Source organism: Actinocatenispora sera (assembly GCF_018324685.1).
Lineage (GTDB): Bacteria > Actinomycetota > Actinomycetes > Mycobacteriales > Micromonosporaceae > Actinocatenispora > Actinocatenispora sera.
The window spans coordinates 3,703,582-3,723,424 of record NZ_AP023354.1; the positions used below are offsets into that span (position 1 = coordinate 3,703,582).

Sequence of the window (19,843 nt, forward strand, 5' to 3'; positions counted from 1 at the left end):
CTCAATCTCGCCCATGTCTTCGTCACCGCCGAGGTCGCGAATTAGGTGACACTGTAACGGAGGTTGGGCGAAGCCCCCGACGTGTCCCGACCGGCCGCTGGTCTTGTGAACCGCGAGGCTGAGGACCAAGTTCTCCGTACCCGGAAACTGGTGTGGTGGTGAGCGTTTTGAGCAGTACGACTGAGCCGTCCTGGCGCTCGTGCAGTTCGAGTACCGCGGCCACGGTGCGGCCGATCGGCAGGTCAGAGCCGTTGAGGGTGACAAGGGAGCGGCGCTTGCCGTCGGCGTCGTGGGTGCGGATGTTGGCGCGGCGTCCTCGGAAGGCGCCGCAGTCGGAGACCGAGGAGATCTCCCGGCGGCCAGACCTTCAGGTCGTAGGTGAGCTGGGCGGAGAAGCCCATGTCCCCGGCCGGCAGCAGCACCACCCAGCAGGCGAGCTCGAGGGCGGCCAGCCAGGCTTCGGCGTGTTCGACCATCGCCGCCAGCGCGCCTGGGAGTCCTCGGGCTGGCACAGCCGCACCATCTTGACCTTGGCGAGCTGGTGCAGCGGGATCAGCCCGCTGAATCAGATGCCAGGGTCTGTAGAGCGAGGGCGAGAGTGATCTCGTCGGCGGGCCCGGCTGGCTGGTCGGGTAATTCTGATCGTCTCTTTCGGCGAGGTAGGCCAGCCGTGCGGACAATGTGACGCTCCGGAGTCCGTTATTAAGATCCGGGCGTGGTCGATCGAGCTCGTGGCCCATGTGCGATGCCACGGTCCAGGTTTGACCAAGTCAGCCGGTGAAATTGCCTGACCGGGCCGGCATTCGTTCCGCCTCGTCCTGGGAGGTTGACGTGAGCTTCTACGTGCGAAAGAGCCTTCGTGCCGGGCCGTTTCGCTTCAACCTCTCGCGTTCGGGTATCGGTGTCAGTGCAGGTCTTCCGGGCTTTCGGGTAGGTAGCGGGCCGCGGGGAAACTATGTTCGCGTCGACGTAGCCGGGGTCCATTACCAGACCTCATTCAGCACGAAGCGGCGTGGGCGGAGCGGCTCCACGCCGCGGGTATCGCCCGCGGCACCGTCGCCCGTGCCAAGCGACGTGATCATGCTCGAAACGACCGGCACCGATGCCACGAGGTTGGAGCCGACTGGCCCCGGGGATCTGGTGGAACAGCTTAACCAGGCTGGGCGCAGGCACCTGTGGTGGCCGTGGGTGGCTGCGGCGGTCGTCATCGTTGCTGCGGTGTCGGGTGTCGGCGGGCTTGTTGTGCTGCCCCTCGGTGCGGTGGGCGTCGTGTGGTTGGCGCTCTGGGAACGGGCGCGTCGCACCGCAGTTGCCTTCTACGACGTGACCGGGCCGGCAGCGACGTGGTTCCAGGGGCTCGTCGACGGGTATCCACCGCTGGTCGGGATGGCCGGGGCTTGGCGGATCCAGGCTTCCGGCACAGTGACGGGTACATATCAGTACAAGATCAACAGCGGTGCCAGCAATGTCGTGAGGCGGGTAGCCGCCTCTTTCACGCTGGCGCCGCGCACCACCTTGGTCACGAACATCGCGGTGCCTTCTGTGCGGTGCGGTCGAGACGCGCTGTTGTTTCTTCCCGATCGGGTCCTGGTTTGTTCGGGGCGATCCTGGAGCGATGTGGCGTACGGCGAGCTGCGTGTGTCGATGAACCCGACACGCTTCATCGAGAGTGGCGGCGTACCGCGTGACGGCACCCGGGTCGGCTCGACCTGGCGGTACGTGAACGTCAAGGGTGGCCCGGATCGTCGCTACAAGAACAATCGACAGCTTCCGGTCATGCTCTACGGCACGCTGGAGTTCTGGTCGACGACCGGCCTGCGATGGATCATCGATTGCTCGCGGGTCGACGCGGCGAGGTGGCTGTCGTCGGTCGTTGCAGTTGCCGGGCCTGCCGTTCCTCCGGCGCCGCCCGCCTCGCCGGCTTCTCGCCCTGCGCCGGGGCTCCAACCGCGACCACCGATCCGGCCGCGACCATCGGTCTCCGTCTTGACGCCGTCCGTCGCGCCGCCGGCGCCACCGCGGATCCCTGTGCAGCCGTCCAGCGAGGTGCACGAGCGGACGCGATTCGCCAGGCCTGGTAAGTCCGGCATCCTCTTTGCCTACGGCGATCTGGATCACGCCGACGGGCTGGTCAGAGTCGGCGGTCCGTACGCCGTCATCGATCTGGAAACAACCGGCCTGTCCGCTGCGCGAGGGGATCGAGTTGTCGAGCTTGCGATCGCTCGCGTCGATGCCTCTGGTCGGATCGAGGACGAGTACGCCACCCTGATCAACCCGGATGGGCGTGACACTGGTCCTGTCTTCATCCACGGCATCAGCAATGATCAGGTCCGGGATGCGCCGCGCTTCCGTGAGGTCGTGGACGAGGTGCTGAACCGGCTCGACGGGTGCGTTGTCGTGGCCCACAACGCGGCGTTCGAGGAAGGATTCCTGGCCGCCGAACTGCGCCGGACGGGCATCACCGTCGGGCCGCTTCCTGCCTTGTGCACGCTGTGGCTTGCCCAACAGACGCTAACTGCCCCCAACTTCAAGCTTGCCACCCTTGCGCGGCACGCCGGTGTGGCGATGCCCGATGCACACGCGGCGCTCGGGATGTCCGCACGGTGGCAGCTCTGTTGCCGCTGATGCTGGGGCGGATAACGCGGCCACTCGCGTACCCCTGCCCGCCGTTGGTGCCCGCCGCCCATGCAGACGTTCCCGTCTCGGTCGCGAGCCTCCGTACCCGCGCAGTCAACCTGCGTCATGGTGGTGACGGCTGGATGGCCAGCATCCTGGCTCGGCTACCGATGAGCGCCGCCGATGCAGGCGATGCGGACACTGAGGCGTATCTGTCTGCGTTGTCAACCGCGCTGGACGACGGTCGGATCGTCGGTGATGAAGCCCGTGCTCTGGCTGACCTTGCCGGTGCGGCGGGACTCGGTGCTTCGCAGCTCGCAGAGCTCAACCAGCGATTCCTCGAATCGTTGCGCGAGGCCGCGTTCGAAGATGGCATCTTGGCTGCGGCGGAGCTGAAACAGCTACGGACTGCGGCCAGAGCGCTCGCCGTCCCCGACTACTTCGACGATCTGAGATCCGACCCCCCACCCAACTCGGTCGAGCCGACAGCCAAGAGAGCAGCCCGACCACGCCGATGCGGGTACTGCCGAGGCGCTGGCCACTACCGTTCCACCTGTCCTCAGTTGAAGGCTTAGGACCGGTATTGGGGAGAAATTTCGGTCGCGGGTTGCGCCTTCTGGCCAGAACACGGTGACCGGCACATCGCGCTAGCGGGCCCGTGCGACAACGTCAGCGGTGCGGCCGTAGCCGCGGGCTTGGCTGGCCGTCCCAGACTGCCCACAGCTCGTCGATGCGGCCGTCGTCGCGCCGCAATGGCCCGTACCAAAGTGCAGGGGTCCGCGACTCCGGCATCCCTGGGCACGCGTGGTTCTGCGGGGACAGCGGCGGCGTGGAGCGGTGTGAGCGCGGGCTCGAAGGGACCCGGTGCGCACGTATGCGGCGCGTCCCCGTCGTTCGACCGGGCCGGAGGTGAGCGTCGCGACGATCTGGTCGTTGCGGGTTGCCGGCGGTTGATGTCGGACTCGTGTACAGCGTGCGCTGCGTATCGTGGTGGTGTGTTCGTCGATGGTGCGTACGTGTCGAGCGGCGCGGTCGGCTCGGCGCAGCGGTCGCGGTGGCCGTGGTCGGTGCCGGCGGTGGCGCAGCTGCTCGATGATGGGCCGCTGCGGTTCACCGCGCCGGTGACGTTTCTGGTGGGCGACAACGGTTCGGGCAAGTCGACGCTGGTGGAGGCGATCGCCGAGGGGTTCGGGCTGGATTCTTACGGTGGGAAGGCTGGCCGGAAGTATTCGCCGCATGCCAAGTCGACGCGTACTCCGCTGGGTGAGGTGCTGCGGCTGGATCTGGCCCCGCCGGGCTCGCGCATGGTGCAGGGTCCGCGGTTGCAGAAGAAGGGGTTCTTCCTGCGGGCGGAGACCGCGTTCCAGCTCACCGAGCGGCTCGGTGGCCGGGCCGGGTACTGGGATGAGGACACCACGGCCATGTCGCACGGTGAAGGCTTTCTGACCATGTTCCGGACGATGATGGCGGAGCCGGGCTTCTACGTGATGGATGAGCCGGAGTCGGCGTTGTCGTTCGCGGCGAGCTTGCAGCTGGTGGCGCTGATGCACGAGCTGGGCGAGTCGGGCGCGCAGGTGGTGTGCGCGACGCACTCGCCGATCCTGGCCTCCACGCCCGGGGCGGACATCGTCGAGGTTGGTGAGTGGGGGTTTCGCCGGTCGTCGTGGTCGGAGCTGGAATTGGTGGACAACTGGCGACGGTACCTGGACAGGCCGCAGGCGTACCTGCGGCACCTGATCGGGGAGCAGGCGCAGACGTGAGCCGGCCGGTGCTGGCCGTCGAGGCATCCGACGAGGTGTTCACCGCGTGGATGCGCACCAACCTCGACCAGGCGGCCAAGCGGTTCGGGCTGCGGCTGGCCGGCGCGCCGGTGCTGGGTTGGCGGCTGCGGTCGATCGGCGCACGCGCTGACGGTCCCGACGGGCCGCGGTGGCTGCGGGTGGTGTCGGAGTATCCGGAGTACGCCGGCGGCGATGCCCTGACCGGCAACGCGGACGCCAGCGCACTGCCGTTGCCGGAGATCCCCCGGGTGGTGGAGGTGTGGCAGTGGCAGGCCGAAGGGCGGGTGCAGCGAGCCGAGGCATCGACGCTGCTGCCCGGCGCGGTCGTGTCAACGACCGACGTACTCGCCGACGACCCCGGCCTATCGGAGGACTGGTGGACGACGATGCGGAGCCGGCTCGATGCGCTCCGGGCCACGCCGACGACGCGGGTGCACCAGGGCGCCGAGGCGGTGGCTGCCCGGACGGAGTCGATGCTCGGTGCCGCGGTGCGGGTCCAGCGGTGGGAGACGGTGCACGGGGATCTGCACTGGGGCAACCTGATGCGCCCGTTCGGGATTCTGGACTGGGAGTTGTGGGGCCGCGGCCCGGCCGGCACCGACGCCGCGACGCTGCTGCTGTGTGCGCTGCCGGTACCGGCGGTCGCCGAGCGGGTCGCCGAGCTGTTCGCTGACGTGCTCGACACCGATGACGGTCGGGTGGCGCAGATGGCCGTCGCCGCCCGGATGTTGGCTCGCATCGCGGGCGGCGACTATCCGCAGCTGGCCGAGCCGGTGCGGCATCACCTGGCCCGGCTCGGGGTCCGCGGCTACCGGTAGATCGGCGTGCAGCCCCCGGCCGGCCGGCAGGTACCGGTCGGGTTGCAGGCCGGGCTACACGACGGCCCGCACTGTGGGTTGCACATGTTGGGCACGCACGGTGTCTGCCGGCTGCCGAACCGCTCGGCCAGCTCTCCCCGAACCTCAGCAGCGCCCGGGCCGGTCAGGATGTCGGCCAGCGGCGCGGTACGTACGTTGCCGACCGGTAGCCAGCGGGAGAACACGCACGGCCACACCTCACCGGACGGGGAGACCGCGAGCACGCCGGACGCGCAGTGCCCGCACAGCTGGTCGACGCTGGGCGCCTGGTCGCGGATGCCACGGCCGACCTGCCGTAGCCGGTCGTACCCGACCTCGGCGACCCCGAGCGAACGCAGCTCGGCGACCGCCTGCTCGGTGCGCTGCGCGTCGTCCAGGTCGACCACCCCGACGCGCAGCGGGATCGAACGGCGCACGGCTTCGGCGATGTTCGCGCGAGTACGCGCGTGCGACCCGGCCGTACCGGTGATCACCGCGTGCTGCTCGGGCCGGTCGGAGTAGTACGAGCACGCCAGCGACACACCGGGCGCGGCGAACGCCTCCCACAGCCGCGGCGTGACGTGGACCAGGTTGGTGTACACCTCGACGCTGACGCCGACGTTCAGGGCATGCTTGATCAGGGCAGGTAGCTCGGGGTGCAGGGTCGGCTCGCCGCCGATGAACTGGACGGTGCCGACGCCGAGTGCGGCGGCCTGGTCGATGACGCGCCGCCAGTCGGCGGCGGTCATGGTGCCGTGGTCACCGGACGGGCCGGAGTCGGCATAGCAGTGGGCGCACGACAGCTGGCAGCGGCCGGTGATCTCCAGCCACATGAACGACAGATCGGTTGACATGGGGTACCTCCTTCGTTCACGGTGTTGCGGGTCGGCCGGCGCCGGGCGCCGGAAGGCTGTCCACCCTTCTGCTGCACGGAGTGGCGTGTTCGCTGCGCCGGACGACGATCCGGTCGATCCAGACCATCGCCCTGCCAGGGCGCCCGTCTGGCCACCGGCCGACCAGGTACGCCCAGCCGTCGGTGTCGCACGGCTCGGTCCAGGCCACCGTCAAGACACCCTCGGCGACCGTCGTCGGCGCTACCGAGCGGGTGATGTGTACCTGGTCGCCGGGCCGCGGCAGCACGCCCAGCGCGTACACGGCGCTCACGACTCACCACGCCGCAAGCCGGGTCCGGCGGCAGCCGGGCCGGGGTGGCCGGTACTGCGGCAGGGTGTTGGCCTCCAGCCCGCGGCGCCGATCGGTACGGGACGAACCGAGCCGCCGGTGCGCCGGCGTAGCCGCGGCAGATGCTCCAGGGCCAGACTCTCGCGACGCAGGCTCACCAACGACAAGGGCACTGCCTGCTCGTCCCGCGCCGGGTGGGGCGCTCCGTCGGGAGGCCACCGACCAGTCCCATCACAGGATGTGCAGGTCCGGCGCGGTGCTGTGCTCCCGCGACAGGCGCTCAGCCAGCTGATCGGCGAGCGTGTCCGGATGTCCCCGGACCTTGCGTGACACGATCGTGAGGTCGGTCGGCTCCGGGATACCGGACTCGACGACCACGCAACTGCCAAGCACCTCGTTCTGCGAACGGATCATGGTCCCGCCTCATCTCGTCGGCTGACACTGGATCCATTGACCCATCGGGAATCCGAGCCACGCCAGACGACCGATGCGGACGACCCGGCTGTCCGCATCCCGGTGCGCGACGAATGCGGCCGGGCCGGGAATTGAAGGCGCAGAGGCGAAGCCGCCATCGACGGAGGAGGCGGTGGCACGGTCCGGGGCATTCGGCGACCGTCAACGAGACGGCAAGCTAGGCCCGGTCCTGCGCTCCATCTACCGGCGCAGGGCCAGGTCGAGCGCGTCGCGGTGACGAGTGGTGTGGTCGTATTGGCGCTTGGTCCAGGCGATCATGCGCTCGGCTTGTTCGTGGTCGTCCGTGGTGGCGGCCCGCTGACACCAGAAGTCGATGTTGCGCAGTTGACTGGCCAGCATCGCGTCAACGAGCCCGCAGCGGCGGGTGTCCGCGTCCAAGTGGTAGGTGTCGGCGAGCAGACGCACCTGGCGTGCCTGGACCGGAACGGGCGGTGCCGTGTGCTTGGCAGTCCAGCACCACAGCCAGGCCATGTAGCCGAGGTCGTCCAGGGGATCGCCAGGCGCGGCAGTGTCGAAGTCGATGAACGCGACCGGCCGCTCATTGCGGAAGACCACGTTGTTGGGCCCGGGATCATGGTGACAGACGACCTGCCGCGGCCCGGTCAAATGACAGCCGCGGGTCGCGTCATGTAAGCGGCGGAGTAACGCGCCTGCATCGTTGATCTGAGCATCGGTGAACGTCTGCAGGCGGGCGGGTACCTTGCCGGGTAGGTAGGTCAGCACGTCGCGCCCGTACGAGTCGACGCCGAGGTATCGAGGTGCTCCGGTGAATTGCTGCCGCTCCAAGTGAACCAACAACTCGGCGACCAAGTCCGAGGTCGGGAGTCTGGGACGACGAACCGTGTCGCCGACTCGCACCACCCCGGGAGTAATCCTTCCGCCGGTGAGAAGCACCTCGCTGTCGGCATCGTCAGCCATCGAGATTGCCTCCCTGATTACCCGGCCGCGGCGGCGATGCGAGCCGTGGCTGCCTGAGCGCGGCAGATGACATTGCGCCGCGCGGTGGAACGCTTCGCCGGCTTGGCGGCTACGTCGTGCTTGCACCGGGCTGGAAGGCGGTCCAGCTGGTGGGGTCGCCGGCGCGGATGGCGTCGAAACGCTGGCGCAGCACGCGGTGATGGCGGTTGCTGGTGGCGCCGCGGCGTAGGGGGCCGGTGAGTTGGACCAGGTCGCGCATGTGGAGCAGGGACGCGAAGCCGGGCCAGCGCGACAGGTCGTAGCCGTACTCGGCGGCGAAAGCGGCAGACCAGGAGGCGCCTCGTCCGTAGCGGGTCGCGGCGTGCCAGGTGGGGATCAGGTCGATTTCCCGCGGCCCCAGGCCAGCCAGTCCCAGTCGCCCAACAGGTAGCCGTCGGCGCCGCGTAGCAGGTTGCCGGCCCAGGCGTCGCCGTGAATCAGCCCCCGATTAAGCTGGTAGTCCAGGCTGAGACATTCGTCGCGGACGCGCTTGACCTCGTCGAGAAGCCAGCGCCGTTCTTCGGAGGTCAGCGGGGTTTTGACGGTCGTGTCGTGGAGCGCGGTGTCCAGTGATTCGAGAGGTACCCACGCCTCCAGCGTCGCCGGCGGCGCCTGGTCGAGGTGGTGCAGTCGGCGCAGCAGCCGGGCCAGGTCTGTCGCGGTGGGATTCGGGGCCGGGTCGGGCTGCGGGTAGTACTGCCAGAAGGTGACCGTGGCGGTCTTGGTTTCGACGGGTTCGATGTCTGCCGGCCTGGTGGCCGGGAATTGATGCTCGGTCACCAGCCAGCGGGTGATGGCTTGGGTGGTGCGAAGCCGATCACCGACATCGTCGCCGGGAGTCAGCCGCGCGACGATGTCGGCGCCTGGCAGGTGGAACACAGCGTTGCTGGAATGATGGAGCAGACGCGCGCCGTCGGCTGAGACACCACGTAGGGCGCATGCACCGCGCAGCGTCTCGGTGAGATCGACGGCGGCCGGCGTGGCGGTCAGGTCAGGATGCGGCACCGAGAACGCTCTCCATCTCGCTGTCCAGTTGCTCGACAGCGGGTCGGGAGCGGTGGGCGCGAAGCTGCGCTCGAACCGCGTGCAGCATGTTGACCGTTCGCGGGCTCGCGAGCGTCGCAGCCACCGGGACGGCGGTGCGCAGTACCTCGCATGCTTGGTCGATGTCCGCGGTGTGGTTGCCGGTGCCGCTGCCCGGCAGGTAAGAGGAGGCGAGGGCGGTCGTCGCCAGGGCCAGGCGCCGTTGCATGCCTGCTGACGACGCGAGCACGGCGGGTGCGAACCGCTGCACGTCGGCGTGTCGACCCAGCTCGCCCGCGGCGTACATGAACTCCGCCGCGAGTTGTTCGGAGGTGAAGAAGGTGACCCAGGACGGTTCCTCGTCGGTGGCCGCGGTCAGGGCCCGTTCGGCGCGGCTCATGGCCTGACCGCACGAGCCGCCGTCGCCGAGCAGCGCGTGCGCTCGGGCTTCCAGGGCGCAGCAGCGCGCCATCGACAGCGACGACCCGCAGTCGCGCGCAGTGCGTTGACCGGCTCGGGCCAGCGCGAGCGCTTCCGGTCCGTCGCCCATGTACTGGGCCTGCATGGACATGTCGGCCAGGATGTGTGCGCCGATGCTGCGGTCGCCGCTGTCCTTTGCCAGCCGCAGCGCCTGGACGTAGTAGCGCTGCGCGAGGCCGGGTCGGCGGCAGTCGAAGGCCATGAACCCGCCGATGTCGCACAGCCGCGCGGTAGCCGCCAACAGCTGTCTGCCGGTGCGTTGGCTGTAGCTGCCCTTGAGCATCGGCAGCACCGCAGTGCTCAGGTAGTGCGCGAGCGTCGTGCGGGCGTGGCCGCCGCCGAGCTGGTGATCGAGGTTGGCGAAGGTGCCGCACATCGACCAGACGACGCCCACCTCGGCCGCACCCACCCGCCGGCCATCGGCACGCGTCGGGTTCGGTGCGGCCCAGGCGGCGAGCCAGTCGCGGGCGGGTGCGGCGAACGCGGCGGCCGACCAGGCCGCGCCGATCACCACCTTGCGCCGTTGCACGTCAGCCCTCCACAGTTGACCAGCGACCTCCACCGTATCGGCCAGATCGGATGACCACGCAAGGCCAACCTCGGACGGTACGACGGAGACTGCGTTGCGCTCATGCTGGGCGTCGACGCTGGCCCGCGGGTCCAGGCGCTGCAGCGCACCGCCGGTCTCCAGAATGTCGTCGCACCGGCGCGCCAGGTCCGGTGGCGGTGTGCGTTCGGCCTTCTCGACCTTGCCGATCAGCGAGCCGCTGTGCAACGTCAAGCGGCCGAGCTGCTGCTGGGACAGCCCGCGCAGTTGTCGCCAGTGCCGCAGCTGCGCGCCGAAGTAGTCCGCCGCCGAACGCGACGGCACCAGGTGGCGGGGCGCTTGACCCATCGGCGCGCTCCTCAGCTCACCCGGCCACGGCGCCGGGCGCGGTCTGACACGACTTCTGCTCCTCGGGTTCGGGTCGGCTGGTTGAACCTGGACAGACAGCTTTCGAGCTTACCGGTTGCGTACATCTTTCCGAAGCGGACACAGGCCGGGCGATGCGGACAGCGCCGTTGTCCGCGCCGAGCCCCTCGACCGCCGCGCGGACCTGGGCCATCGTCGAGGCAGGAGCCGCCGAGAGCGTTGCCCGGCAACGCTTCCATGCTCCCCATGGTGCTGGCCGGTGATGGTCAGCACCTCATGAACTGGCCCGGGGCGGGCGCGGCGAGCCCGGTACCTCCCCGTGACGGGTGATCGAACAACCCGCCCGCCCCGGCGCCGTCCACGACGACAACCCGCATTGCGGGCCCTTGATCGGAAGGAACTGTCAGTGGCTCCGAAGCACGGAGGGCCCGCCTGTGTGGCTTGCGAGCGTTCGAGCATCCCGCGGGCCGCGGGCGTGGTGCTGGAGGGGCGCGGTCCGTTGCTCGTTCGTGGTCCGGGCGAGTCAGGCGGAAAGCGGTGAGTGAGCTTGAGGCCGCGTACGAGCGGGAGCGGCGGCTGCTGGATGAGCTGGCGGCCAGCATTGCGTCGTACCGGCTTGGTTCGCGTCGGATCTACGGCCAGTGGGGAGTTGCCGGTGAGCTGCTGCGGATTCTGACCAACCCGTTCGATGGCCGGCATGAGGCGTGCTCGCAGACGTTGCGGATGGCGCTGGTGGCGGGTGTCTTGGCCGAGCTGGTGTTGGCCGGCTGGGCGAGCTGTATGGACGCCAGCGCGGCCGATCCGGTTCCGTCTGGGCGCCGCCGGCAACGGCGGGTGCCGGGCGCGGTGTTCGTGGACACGCGCCGGGACACCGACAGTGTGTTGGCGGTGTCCCGTAGGCCGGACGCGGCACATCGCTGGGTGGTGGAGTGCGTGCTGAGCCAGCGGCAGCCGCGCAGTGCCCGGGACTGGATCGTTGAGCTGGCCGAGCATCGCACTCCGAGCCGCACCCGCGGCGATCCGCGGCTGGACTACGCCGTCGAGGATCTGGTCGCCGACCGGCTCGTCAGGGCTGGCGTGGCGCGCCGTGAACGCGGTCCCCGCGGCCAGACTCGTCTGCTGCCGGCCGACGGGCACCTGACCGGAGCGCTCAACGCAACCGTCCGGATCCCGCGCATGATTTCGCATGGCGCCACCCTGTCCACCGAAGATGCCGTGATCGCCGCGCTGATGGACCGGGTCGGGCTCTCGCGTCGGATCCGCCGCGACACCACCTACCGCACCGTCAGCCTCGCCTCGACCCTGCCGCTGCTCCCGGCGGACCTGCGGCGACTCGTGCAGCACGCGTACGCGGCGTTCGCCCGCGACGCCGCTACCGCAATATAGCCCCTTTCATCCATTCTTGTTCTTGACTGTCTCTTTGTGAAGGAGCGGCAATGGCGCATCCGGCGGTACTGAGACCCAACCAGCTGTCCACCGTGCACACGACCGTGTTCATCATGAGCAGGCGCCGTTGACGGTGCTGTGCGGCGTGGTCACCACCATGTACGCCGCGACGCAGGTCACCGCGGTCCCGTGGGCGTTCGCCGTGGTGGCCGGCGTGATCGGCCTGTTCCTGCCCGGCTATCTGGCGATGAGCAAACGCACCGCCAACCCCGGCGCCTTCTACTCGATCATCGCCCAAGGACTGTCCCGATCGGTCGCGCTGGCCGCCGGCCCGATCGCCTACCTCGCCTACGTCGCGCTGCAGATCGGCCTGTACGGGCTGATCGGCCCGTTCGCCTCCGGGGTGCTGTCGGGCTGGACCGGGCTGCACATCACCACCCTGCAGGTGCAACTCCCCGCCTGGGCGCTGGTACTGCTCTCCGGGCTGTTCCGGATCAAGATCACTGGCTGGTTCGTCTCGACGTTGATGCTGTGCGAGGTCGCCCTCGTGGTCGTGCTGGACGCCTTCCTCGCCCCGCACCCGTACCAGGGCGTGCCGCAGTGGGGGACGCTGAATCCGGCGCACCTGCTCGGCGGCACGGCCGGCGGGGTCGCGACCACGGTGTGCATCGCGTTCCTCGCCTTCGTCGGCGTCGAGCTTGGCGTGGTGATGCAGTCCGAGACCCGCAACCGCAAACGGGCCATCCTGCGCGGCACCGTGACCGCGATGCTTCTCATCACCGCCCTGTACTCGCTGACGTCCTGGCTGATGGGCTGGGTCGCCGGCGACCACCACCTGGTGCACCGCGCGCAGGTCGAAGCGCAGAACCTGCTGTTCGACCTCGCCCGCCCCTACGTCGGCCCGGCGGTCATCGACGCCGCGAACGCGCTGTTCGGCACGTCGGTGCTGATCGCGCTGATCACGTTCGCGATGACCTGCAACCGGTACGCGTTCTCCCTCGCCCGGGAGGGCTTCTGGTTCCCCGCAGCGGTCGGGCGCCCCAGCATCCGGCAGGGCGTACCGGCCACCGCGGCGTTCCTGCAGGCCGGGATCGGGCTGGCGGCCATCGGCGTCTGGTACGTGGCCGCCTGGGACCCGCTGGTGACCCTGTTCTACTACGGCGGCACCCTCGGCGGATTCATGGTCATGGTCCTGTTCGCACTGGTGAGCCTGTCGGTGTTCGTGTACTTCCGCCGCCGCCACCGCGCCGGGGAACGCGATACCGAGTCGCGCCTGGTTCGCGCGGTGCTGCCGCTGCTTGCGTTCGTACTGCTGGGCGTGATGGTCGTCCTGTCGGTGATCAACTACGACGTCATGCTCGGCGTCGCGCCGGGCAGCCCGCTGCGCTGGATCCTGCCCGCAATCCCCTTCGCCCTGCTCCTCGCGCTCGGCACACTCGGCCTGGTACTGCGCCGCACCCGGCCGCAGCGATGGCGGCGCATCGGACTCGGCACCGACGCCGACCTCGCCGACGACACCCAGACCGAAGGAGCCCTGGCATGACGATCGTGCGCGCCGCCCACGAACCGGACCGCGACCGGATCGTCGAGCTGATCGACACCAGCTTCTTCCACCTCGACGCCAACCGCTGGCTCGTCCCGGAAGCGGCGCAGCGGTCGGCGATCATGCGCGGCTACTTCGCCATCCACGTCGACCACGCCCTGTCCCACGGCGCCGCCGCCCAAGTCGCCCCTCGACGACACATCCAGCGCGATCGTCGGCGTCGCACTCTGGTACGCCAGCGACGATCCCGGACCAGCCGACTACGACCAGCGCGTCGCCTCGATCGTCGGCGAGCCAAGGCGGCAACGATTCCAGGAGTTCGACGAACTGCTGCACCACCACACACCGGCCACCGAACACGACTACCTCGGATTCCTGGCCGTCGCCCCCGAACACCAAGCACGAGGCATCGGCAGCCGCCTCCTGCGCGAGCACCACCACCGGCTCGACCACCAGGCAAGACCCGCCTACCTGGTCGCCTCCAACCAGCACAGCGCACGCCTCTACGCCCGACACGGCTACCGGCCACTGCCCGGCGCGCGCTACGAACTGCGACTCCTGGCGGGCGGATCGATGTACCGCATGTGGCGCACCCCGCCGCCCACCGACTGATGCTGCACGCGGCACATCCGGCCGGCCAGACGGCCGCGTCGCACCATCCCATGGAAGGGTTGGACTGTTCATGCGCACGACGGCACCAGCATCCACCACCGAAGCGGCGTGCGGCCGGATTGGAGCGCCTGTCGTCTGGTCGCAGCCGTGGGAACGGCTACGGCTGGACGACCGGAGCGGCTACATCGGCATAGCCCGCGCCGCCGACACCGCCCAACCCGACCGGTACTGGTGCGGCGACGCCGACCCCGCCGGATTCTGCACCGCCCTACAGTCCTGGTGGCTCGACGAAACCACCAACCCCTCCTGCGTCGCCGTCTACCCGACATCTACCGCGGTGACCGCAGCATGGCTGACCACCCAACAGGACCGACTGACCGCTGGCCTGCCGACGCACCCGTACAGGATCGAACCAATGCCGCTGGGCGCGCTGCGGGACTGGACCACCGTGCCGGCACGCACCCCGTCGCCGCTTGATTGATGAGGCAGCACGCTGCTTCCCTTACCAGGAGTGTTTGCTGAGCTGACCGAAGCCGAAGCAGACGTTGCCGATGGGCGTGATGCGGTCCAGGATGCCCCAGCATGCCGGCCCCTTCCCCGCCGCCGAGCAGCGGCTGCGTCCTCTACGCGACCTGGACGCAGAGGCCAGCTGACATGGCCAGGGGATACGGCGATGGCCGGTGTCCGCTCGTCAGTTCTCCGGTGGAGGTTCGGTGGTGTCCTCGGGGAGGTAGCCGCAGAGCTGTGGTCCGCAGTTGGCCTTGTGATCTCGACCCCAGAGGTATGTGTCACGTTCTGTGGCGCGAGCGCGGTGAACGAGTCGCAGTTGTTCCCGTCGCGGCAGGGTTGAGCGCAACGCTGCGAAGGTTGCCGGGAGTACGGCGACCATGGCGCTCACTTGCTCGCCGTCGTACATCCGCAACAGTGCGGTGCACTGCCACCAGCGGATCGTGCCACCTTTGCCGTCGGAGCTGCCGGGCCAGTAGTAGTTGGCTGGGTCCGGCACGAGATAGTGGATACCATGGGGCTCCAGATGGGCTCGTAGCCATGGTCCGCTTTTACCGAGGCCGAGTCGCAGCCGTCCGGCTTCTGCGTACAGAGCGCAGACCGCGTCGGTGTCGAGGGCTTTGAGAACGTGCGCTTCCGCGGGCAACGGCTGACGCCCGGCCGGGGCCCGAACTGGCCAGCGCCCCAGCAGAACGGTGATCTGCTGCCACAGCGCCATCGGTGACGGGTCTGTGCGGTGCGCCGGCAGTGGCGGTGGCGGTGTCCAGTGGCGCCCGTCTTGCTCGATGTGGCGCAGCATCCAGGCGCGCCCTTCTGGACCGGTGGTGTGCCAGGTCCAGCCTATCGGCCGCTCGGCCATCGCCTGCTCACGGCTGCCGCCGGGAGCTCCCCGGCGGGACGGCCTCCACGGGCGCGGCTGGGCGATCCCTGGCAGGTTGTGACACAGATCTGCCAGGAACCTGATGCGCTCCAGGTCTTCCTCGGCGGATGTGTCCTGCGAACTGCGTCGAGCGTCCCCGGCCAGATACCGAATCTCGGTGAACGCCTTGGCCGCCAGCATCGCGGCTATGTCCCGATCGAGTCGGGTCTCGCGCCGGTTCATACCACCTCACCAACACGGACATCGCCGGCGCGGCCGAGGACGCGGCAGACCGTTGCTCGACCGACGGAGAAGATCTCCATCGGATCGGCGGTGGAGTACTCGCCGCTGGCGCGCATCCGGATCAGCTCGGCCCGCCGCCGAGCGGTCAACTTGGGTTTCTTATCCTTCAGTTTGCCATTGGAACGCACCGCCACGCCCTCACGGGGGCGCGCATCTTCAGCAGGTCGGCCTCGAGCTCGGCGAACACAGCCGCATCTTGAAGAACATCTTCGACATCGGGTCGGCCGGGTCGTAAATGCTGCCGCCCAGCGACGGGTGGAGGGACTGTAAGACGTTCGGTGTAACTCCCGATCATGGAAGTGACATCGATGACCGAGATGATGTCTGGTATGGACAACACCGACGATCCGACACGGGCGGCTGGCCTGGGCGGGCTGGATGAGCAGCTGATTGATCAGCTGGTCGATCGGGCCAAGGCCGGTGGGCTGCAGCTGACCGGGGAGGGCGGGCTGCTGGCGGCGCTGACCAAGCGGGTGCTGGAGTCGGCGTTGGAGGGCGAGATTACCGACCATCTGGGCTACCAGGCTCACGATCCGGCTGGTCGAGGTAGCGGCAACTCCCGCAACGGCGTCCGCAGCAAGACCGTGCTCACCGAGGTCGGTCCGGTCGAGCTGGATGTTCCTCGGGACCGCAATGGCAGTTTCGAGCCGAGGATCGTGGCGAAGCGACAGAAGCGGCTGTCCGGGGTCGATGAGATGGTGATCTCTCTGGCGGCCAAGGGATTGACTACCGGCGAGGTCCAGGCCCATCTGGTCGAGGTATATAGGGCGCAGGTGTCACGGCAGACGATCTCCACGATCACCGACAAGGTGATCGAGGGCATGGTCGAGTGGCAGAACCGGCCGCTGGATGCGGGGCAGGTTCTAAAGGTTGTCCCGTAATCGTTGGTCCGCTCGGTCGTTGACCTTGGTGTGGAGCAGACGATCAGGTCCGATCAGCCGCAGTGGATCCCGGTGTTCACCGGCCTGTCAGCCCGGCAGTTCGGCAAGCTGGTGGCCATCGTGGCTGGTCGCGGCGGACAGCAGACCGGCGCTGGCCGCCGGTGGGGGCTCCCGCTGGCCGACCGGGTGCTGTTGGTGGCCACCTACTACCGCACCAACCTGACCCTGCGGCAGATCGCGCCGCTGTTCGGAGTATCGAAGTCGGCCGCCGGGCGCATCGTCGATCACCTGGCCCCACACCTGGTACTGGAGCCCCAGAGCCGCCGGCACCGACCCGACACGGTCCTGATCGTGGACGGCACGCTGGCGCCCACCCACGACCGGAACATGTCGGCCCGGTCGAAGAACTACCGGTACTCCACCAACCTGCAAGTGGCCATCGACGCCAACACCCGCCTGACCGTCGCGGTCGGAGATCCGTTGCCCGGCAACCGCAACGACTGCCGCGCCTACACCGACTCCGGCGTCGACCAACAGTGCGCCGGCGCGGCGGTAATGGCCGACGGCGGCTACCAGGGCAACCCGGAGGTAATCATGCCCTACCGCAAGCCGCGCGAGGGTGAACCGCCGCTGCCGCAGTGGAAACAGGACCTCAACACCGTCCACCGCCGTATCCGCGCCCGCGTCGAGCACTGCTTCGCCCACATGAAGTCCTGGAAGATCCTCCGCGACTGCCGCCGCAAACAACGAGGCGTCTGGTACGCCGCCGCCGGTATCGCGTTGATGCGCAACCTGACCATGGTCGTATGACCGGCCCGACGCGGCCGTGAAGTCCTTCCGCGTCAACCCATCAAGATCATTACGGGACAACCTTTAGCGATCGTTGCGAATCCTGATCGGAAGGACTCGCCGTGGCCCGTTACGCGTGGAACAAGGCTTCGCTGCAGACCAAGCGCCGGTTCTTTGAGTTGATCCGCCAGGGCATCAGTGGCCAGGCCGCCTCGTTCGCGGTCGGCGTGTCGCCGAGCTGTGGCCGATGTGTTGATGATGGTCTGCGACGGGCTGTCCGGGCTACCGGAAGCGATCGCCAGTGTGTGGCCAGCCACGGTGACGCAGACCTGCGTGGTGCACCTGCTGCGCAACAGTTTCCGTTACGCCGGCCGGCAGCACTTCGACGCTATCGCCAAGGCGCTACGGCCGGTCTACACCGCGCCCACCGAGGCCGCCGCGGCCGAGCGGTTCGCCGAGTTCACCGAGGCGTGGGGCACCCGATACCCGGCCATCGTCCGGCTCTGGGAACGCGCCTGGGCCGAGTTCGTGCCGTTCCTGGCGTTCGACCCGGAGATCCGGCGGGTGGTCTGCTCGACCAACGCGATCGAGTCGGTCAACGCCCGGATCCGTCGCGCTGTGCGGGCCCGCGGGCACTTCCCCAACGAACAGGCCGCGCTCAAGTGTGTCTACATGGCGGTGATGAGCCTGGACCCGACCGGCATCGGACGCAAACGCTGGATGATGCGGTGGAAGCCCGCACTCAACGCGTTCGACATCGCCTTCGACGGCCGTCTGGCCGCCGGCAAGAAGTAACCCACCCAACCCTGAGATACACCGAACGTTTGACAGACCCGTGTCGCCGGCGGGCACGGCGGCGAGGGTCTGGTCGAGGCTGATGCGGGCACGGTTGATACCGGTCAGTCCCTTGTCCAGACAGATCCGCTCAACGGGTATGCCGAGCGCGGTGAGGACTTCGCGCTGGCTGGTGAGATCTTGCAGGAGAGTCGACCATCGATCGTAGCCGTCGGCGGCTGCGCCTTGACCACGGCGGCGCGACGGGTGGAGGCGTGGTGCGAGGCCTGCGTCCGACGCTGCGTCGATGGCTGGCATGACCATTGAGCCGTGTGGCAGGGGGGACGGTCATCGCGTTGGTGGACGCCATGCTTGCTGTTCGGGCTCCCAGGTGAGTCCGCTTGCGGCGCCTTGGAGCGCGGGATCGGCGAAGGCTATGCAGGCGTCGAGGAGGTCCGCGAAGCGCTCGGGTGTGGAGTCTTCGAGGCGTTGTTTTCGCCGCCAGGCTCGCCAGCGGGACTGCGCGAGTAACGGATACCCGTCGAGTATGTCGGCGAGTGGCTGGGGGACGACGGCGCGGTAGGCGGCGACCGTGTCGATGGCGTGGTGTAGGTCGGTCCCGAGGATGCGGCGGCTGGCGGTGATCGCCGCGATGTCCACGAAATCGCGCCACCGAGTGTTCTGGTCGCCACGATCGACGGCAGTGACGATCTTCTCCGCGAGCACCATGTGGTCGGGGTAGCCGCGTAGTCGTAGGTGACCACCCAGCAGCAGGGGCAGGTCCGCGGTGGCGGGTGCGGGCCAGATCGGGTCCCCGAAGTTCACGTCGGCGTGCAACCGGATGCGGGCTGTGGCCAGGGTCGCGGCCATCTGGACGCGGACTCCCGCGTAGGTGGCTTCGTCGCGGATGGCCGCACCGGACACCGTGGCGGGGTCGAACACGAGGCCGTCGCCGTTGTCGTAGCTGACGATCGATCGGATCCGCCGCTCGACATCGGAGATGTCATTGGGGAAGCCGGATGCGGCCAGGTCGATGTCGCGAGTGGGTCGCCGGGCGGCGAATGCCGCCATCAGCACACCACCCTTGAGCGCGAAGTCTTCCGCGTACTGGGAGGCGGCAAGTCGAGTGAGGAATCCTTCCAGCGCATAGAGGGTGAAGTATTCCAGCGAGTCGCGTCGGTCGCGCTGGGCGAGGTGACGCAGGTTGAGGTAGGCGCGGCCGGCAGCGGTGCCGCGGGTGGGTGCCGGTGGGGTCACAGCAGGGCCTCCAGCGCTTGCCGGATTCTGGGAAGTGCTTTCGGGAACGACGCCGCGACCTGTAGCAACGATGCTGGGGAGCTTCCACGCCGCTGTAGCCAGCGGCGTAGGGCCGTGTAGGCGAGGTCTGGGCCTTCGTGGTGGGCGAGGCGGAAGCTGTCGACGATGGTGCGTTCGGCTGAATAGGCGGCCAGCTGCAGCCCGTCGGCTGCGTCGAAGGTCTCGCGGCCGATGGTGAAGGTGGCGGCGTCGAAGCTGTGCCAGGTGACGTACTCGAATCCGGCGGGATGGCGCTGCCCGCGTGGCAGGGCGATGTCGGTGCCGAACGGGATCTGGTCGGTCAGGTCGTGGTGCGCCAGTGCACTGGTCAGGCACAGGGTGGCCGCGTTGCGCAGTGCGGTAGCGGCCGCCAGCGCCGCAAAGGCGGGGTCGATTGTCCCGGTGCGCACGTACACGGAGCGCCCGAGCCGTTCGATCCGGCCGGCGGTGAGTAACGCGTAGACCTGGTCCTTACGGAGACCTGCTGCACGTGCATCGTCGAGGGTGAATGCGGGCGCTAGGGTCGAAACGGACACGACTTCACCTCCTAGCTGTCTACAGATCTACGTTATCTGTATACGGCTAGGAGTCAAGTCATCTGGGCGGGTAGCCGCGGTGGTCGAGCTGTCTG

General features: G+C 68.6%; 20 protein-coding genes and 2 pseudogenes. 11 read left to right on the forward strand and 11 right to left on the reverse strand.

From position 1 onward, the window contains the following. Window positions 1-831: 831 nt before the first annotated feature. The 4 genes from Asera_RS17675 (at window position 832) to Asera_RS17690 (ending at window position 5,215) form a co-directional block, all read left to right on the forward strand. A complete protein-coding gene (locus tag Asera_RS17675) occupies window positions 832-2,625 on the forward strand; it encodes a DUF4236 domain-containing protein (protein WP_212804627.1) in 1,794 nt (597 codons plus the stop codon). A gap of 134 nt (window positions 2,626-2,759) precedes the next feature. Next, on the forward strand, window positions 2,760-3,191 hold the full coding sequence (locus tag Asera_RS17680; protein ID WP_212804628.1) for a hypothetical protein: 432 nt from the start codon (window positions 2,760-2,762) through the stop codon (window positions 3,189-3,191). A gap of 420 nt (window positions 3,192-3,611) precedes the next feature. Further along, complete coding sequence (locus tag Asera_RS17685; RefSeq protein WP_030448307.1) at window positions 3,612-4,376, forward strand: AAA family ATPase; 765 nt, start codon at window positions 3,612-3,614, stop codon at window positions 4,374-4,376. Beyond that, complete coding sequence (locus Asera_RS17690; protein WP_211255698.1) at window positions 4,373-5,215, forward strand: phosphotransferase; 843 nt, start codon at window positions 4,373-4,375, stop codon at window positions 5,213-5,215. The genes Asera_RS17685 and Asera_RS17690 overlap by 4 nt, the downstream gene beginning before the upstream one ends. On the opposite strand, the gene Asera_RS17695 is transcribed toward Asera_RS17690, so the two are convergent. The 7 genes from Asera_RS17695 to Asera_RS17725 all read right to left on the reverse strand — a co-directional run bounded on the left by Asera_RS17695 (window position 5,206) and on the right by Asera_RS17725 (window position 10,244). After that, complete coding sequence (locus Asera_RS17695; protein ID WP_030448212.1) at window positions 5,206-6,087, reverse strand: radical SAM/SPASM domain-containing protein; 882 nt, start codon at window positions 6,085-6,087, stop codon at window positions 5,206-5,208. The genes Asera_RS17690 and Asera_RS17695 overlap by 10 nt on opposite strands. A 16-nt stretch (window positions 6,088-6,103) precedes the next feature. Continuing rightward, the gene (locus Asera_RS17700) at window positions 6,104-6,397 is read right to left on the reverse strand and encodes a hypothetical protein (protein WP_030448211.1); all 294 of its coding nucleotides are present in this window, start codon (window positions 6,395-6,397) and stop codon (window positions 6,104-6,106) included. 249 nt (window positions 6,398-6,646) lie between these two features. After that, window positions 6,647-6,829, reverse strand: coding sequence for a hypothetical protein (locus Asera_RS17705; protein ID WP_030448210.1), 183 nt, complete (start codon window positions 6,827-6,829; stop codon window positions 6,647-6,649). 240 nt (window positions 6,830-7,069) lie between these two features. Continuing rightward, window positions 7,070-7,807 (reverse strand): phosphotransferase, encoded by a 738-nt coding sequence (locus Asera_RS17710; protein WP_030448209.1) that lies wholly within the window; start codon window positions 7,805-7,807, stop codon window positions 7,070-7,072. 109 nt (window positions 7,808-7,916) lie between these two features. Beyond that, on the reverse strand, window positions 7,917-8,066 hold the full coding sequence (locus tag Asera_RS17715) for a hypothetical protein (RefSeq protein ID WP_212804630.1): 150 nt from the start codon (window positions 8,064-8,066) through the stop codon (window positions 7,917-7,919). A gap of 116 nt (window positions 8,067-8,182) precedes the next feature. Next, window positions 8,183-8,851 (reverse strand): phosphotransferase, encoded by a 669-nt coding sequence (locus tag Asera_RS17720; RefSeq protein WP_212804632.1) that lies wholly within the window; start codon window positions 8,849-8,851, stop codon window positions 8,183-8,185. Then, window positions 8,838-10,244 carry a helix-turn-helix domain-containing protein gene (locus tag Asera_RS17725; protein WP_084132329.1) on the reverse strand — a complete coding sequence of 469 codons (1,407 nt, stop codon included), beginning with the start codon at window positions 10,242-10,244 and terminating at the stop codon, window positions 8,838-8,840. The genes Asera_RS17720 and Asera_RS17725 overlap by 14 nt, the downstream gene beginning before the upstream one ends. A gap of 555 nt (window positions 10,245-10,799) precedes the next feature. Here Asera_RS17725 and Asera_RS17730 point away from each other — a divergent pair. From Asera_RS17730 to Asera_RS17745, 4 genes are all read left to right on the forward strand, one after another. Then, the gene (locus Asera_RS17730) at window positions 10,800-11,648 is read left to right on the forward strand and encodes a GPP34 family phosphoprotein (RefSeq protein WP_030448206.1); all 849 of its coding nucleotides are present in this window, start codon (window positions 10,800-10,802) and stop codon (window positions 11,646-11,648) included. A gap of 133 nt (window positions 11,649-11,781) precedes the next feature. Next, window positions 11,782-13,191 (forward strand): APC family permease, encoded by a 1,410-nt coding sequence (locus Asera_RS17735; protein WP_051802697.1) that lies wholly within the window; start codon window positions 11,782-11,784, stop codon window positions 13,189-13,191. Window positions 13,192-13,521: 330 nt separating this feature from the next. Continuing rightward, window positions 13,522-13,803: a GNAT family N-acetyltransferase gene (locus tag Asera_RS33980; RefSeq protein ID WP_425305982.1), complete on the forward strand. Its 282-nt coding sequence runs from the start codon at window positions 13,522-13,524 to the stop codon at window positions 13,801-13,803. A 70-nt stretch (window positions 13,804-13,873) separates the two neighbouring features. After that, window positions 13,874-14,284: a hypothetical protein gene (locus Asera_RS17745; protein WP_157035039.1), complete on the forward strand. Its 411-nt coding sequence runs from the start codon at window positions 13,874-13,876 to the stop codon at window positions 14,282-14,284. 210 nt (window positions 14,285-14,494) lie between these two features. Here Asera_RS17745 and Asera_RS17750 read toward each other — a convergent pair whose 3' ends face one another. Together Asera_RS17750 and Asera_RS17755 are read right to left on the reverse strand one after the other, a co-directional pair. After that, window positions 14,495-15,412 carry a hypothetical protein gene (locus Asera_RS17750; protein ID WP_157035038.1) on the reverse strand — a complete coding sequence of 306 codons (918 nt, stop codon included), beginning with the start codon at window positions 15,410-15,412 and terminating at the stop codon, window positions 14,495-14,497. After that, the gene (locus Asera_RS17755; protein ID WP_084132325.1) at window positions 15,409-15,606 is read right to left on the reverse strand and encodes a helix-turn-helix domain-containing protein; all 198 of its coding nucleotides are present in this window, start codon (window positions 15,604-15,606) and stop codon (window positions 15,409-15,411) included. Before Asera_RS17755 ends, Asera_RS17750 begins: the two co-directional genes overlap by 4 nt. Before the next feature lie 174 nt (window positions 15,607-15,780). On the opposite strand from Asera_RS17755, the pseudogene Asera_RS17760 reads away from it, so the two are divergent. From Asera_RS17760 to Asera_RS17770, 3 genes and pseudogenes are all read left to right on the forward strand, one after another. After that, window positions 15,781-16,323 (forward strand): annotated as a pseudogene (locus Asera_RS17760) (transposase); the annotation flags it as partial. A 60-nt stretch (window positions 16,324-16,383) separates the two neighbouring features. Further along, entirely contained in the window at window positions 16,384-17,163 is a 780-nt protein-coding gene (locus Asera_RS17765; protein ID WP_212804483.1) for a transposase, read from the forward strand. Between the two features lie 213 nt (window positions 17,164-17,376). Then, window positions 17,377-17,937, forward strand: a pseudogene (locus tag Asera_RS17770) (IS256 family transposase); the annotation flags it as partial. A 327-nt stretch (window positions 17,938-18,264) separates the two neighbouring features. On the opposite strand, the gene Asera_RS17775 reads toward Asera_RS17770, so the two are convergent. Both Asera_RS17775 and Asera_RS17780 read right to left on the reverse strand, forming a co-directional pair. Beyond that, window positions 18,265-19,173, reverse strand: coding sequence for a nucleotidyl transferase AbiEii/AbiGii toxin family protein (locus Asera_RS17775; RefSeq protein WP_030447819.1), 909 nt, complete (start codon window positions 19,171-19,173; stop codon window positions 18,265-18,267). Further along, a complete protein-coding gene (locus tag Asera_RS17780; RefSeq protein WP_030447820.1) occupies window positions 19,170-19,748 on the reverse strand; it encodes a type IV toxin-antitoxin system AbiEi family antitoxin domain-containing protein in 579 nt (192 codons plus the stop codon). Before Asera_RS17780 ends, Asera_RS17775 begins: the two co-directional genes overlap by 4 nt. Window positions 19,749-19,843 lie beyond the last annotated feature (95 nt).

Bases quoted from the DNA above. Each gene is read 5' to 3' on its own strand.
- Asera_RS17680 (WP_212804628.1), top strand. From the start codon at position 2,760: ATGGCCAGCATCCTGGCTCGGCTACCGATGAGCGCCGCCGATGCAGGC.
- Asera_RS17695 (WP_030448212.1), bottom strand. From the start codon at position 6,087: ATGTCAACCGATCTGTCGTTCATGTGGCTGGAGATCACCGGCCGCTGC.
- Asera_RS17705 (WP_030448210.1), bottom strand. From the start codon at position 6,829: ATGATCCGTTCGCAGAACGAGGTGCTTGGCAGTTGCGTGGTCGTCGAG.
- Asera_RS17710 (WP_030448209.1), bottom strand. From the start codon at position 7,807: ATGGCTGACGATGCCGACAGCGAGGTGCTTCTCACCGGCGGAAGGATT.
- Asera_RS17715 (WP_212804630.1), bottom strand. From the start codon at position 8,066: ATGCGCGACCTGGTCCAACTCACCGGCCCCCTACGCCGCGGCGCCACC.
- Asera_RS17725 (WP_084132329.1), bottom strand. From the start codon at position 10,244: ATGGGTCAAGCGCCCCGCCACCTGGTGCCGTCGCGTTCGGCGGCGGAC.
- Asera_RS17745 (WP_157035039.1), top strand. From the start codon at position 13,874: ATGCGCACGACGGCACCAGCATCCACCACCGAAGCGGCGTGCGGCCGG.
- Asera_RS17750 (WP_157035038.1), bottom strand. From the start codon at position 15,412: ATGAACCGGCGCGAGACCCGACTCGATCGGGACATAGCCGCGATGCTG.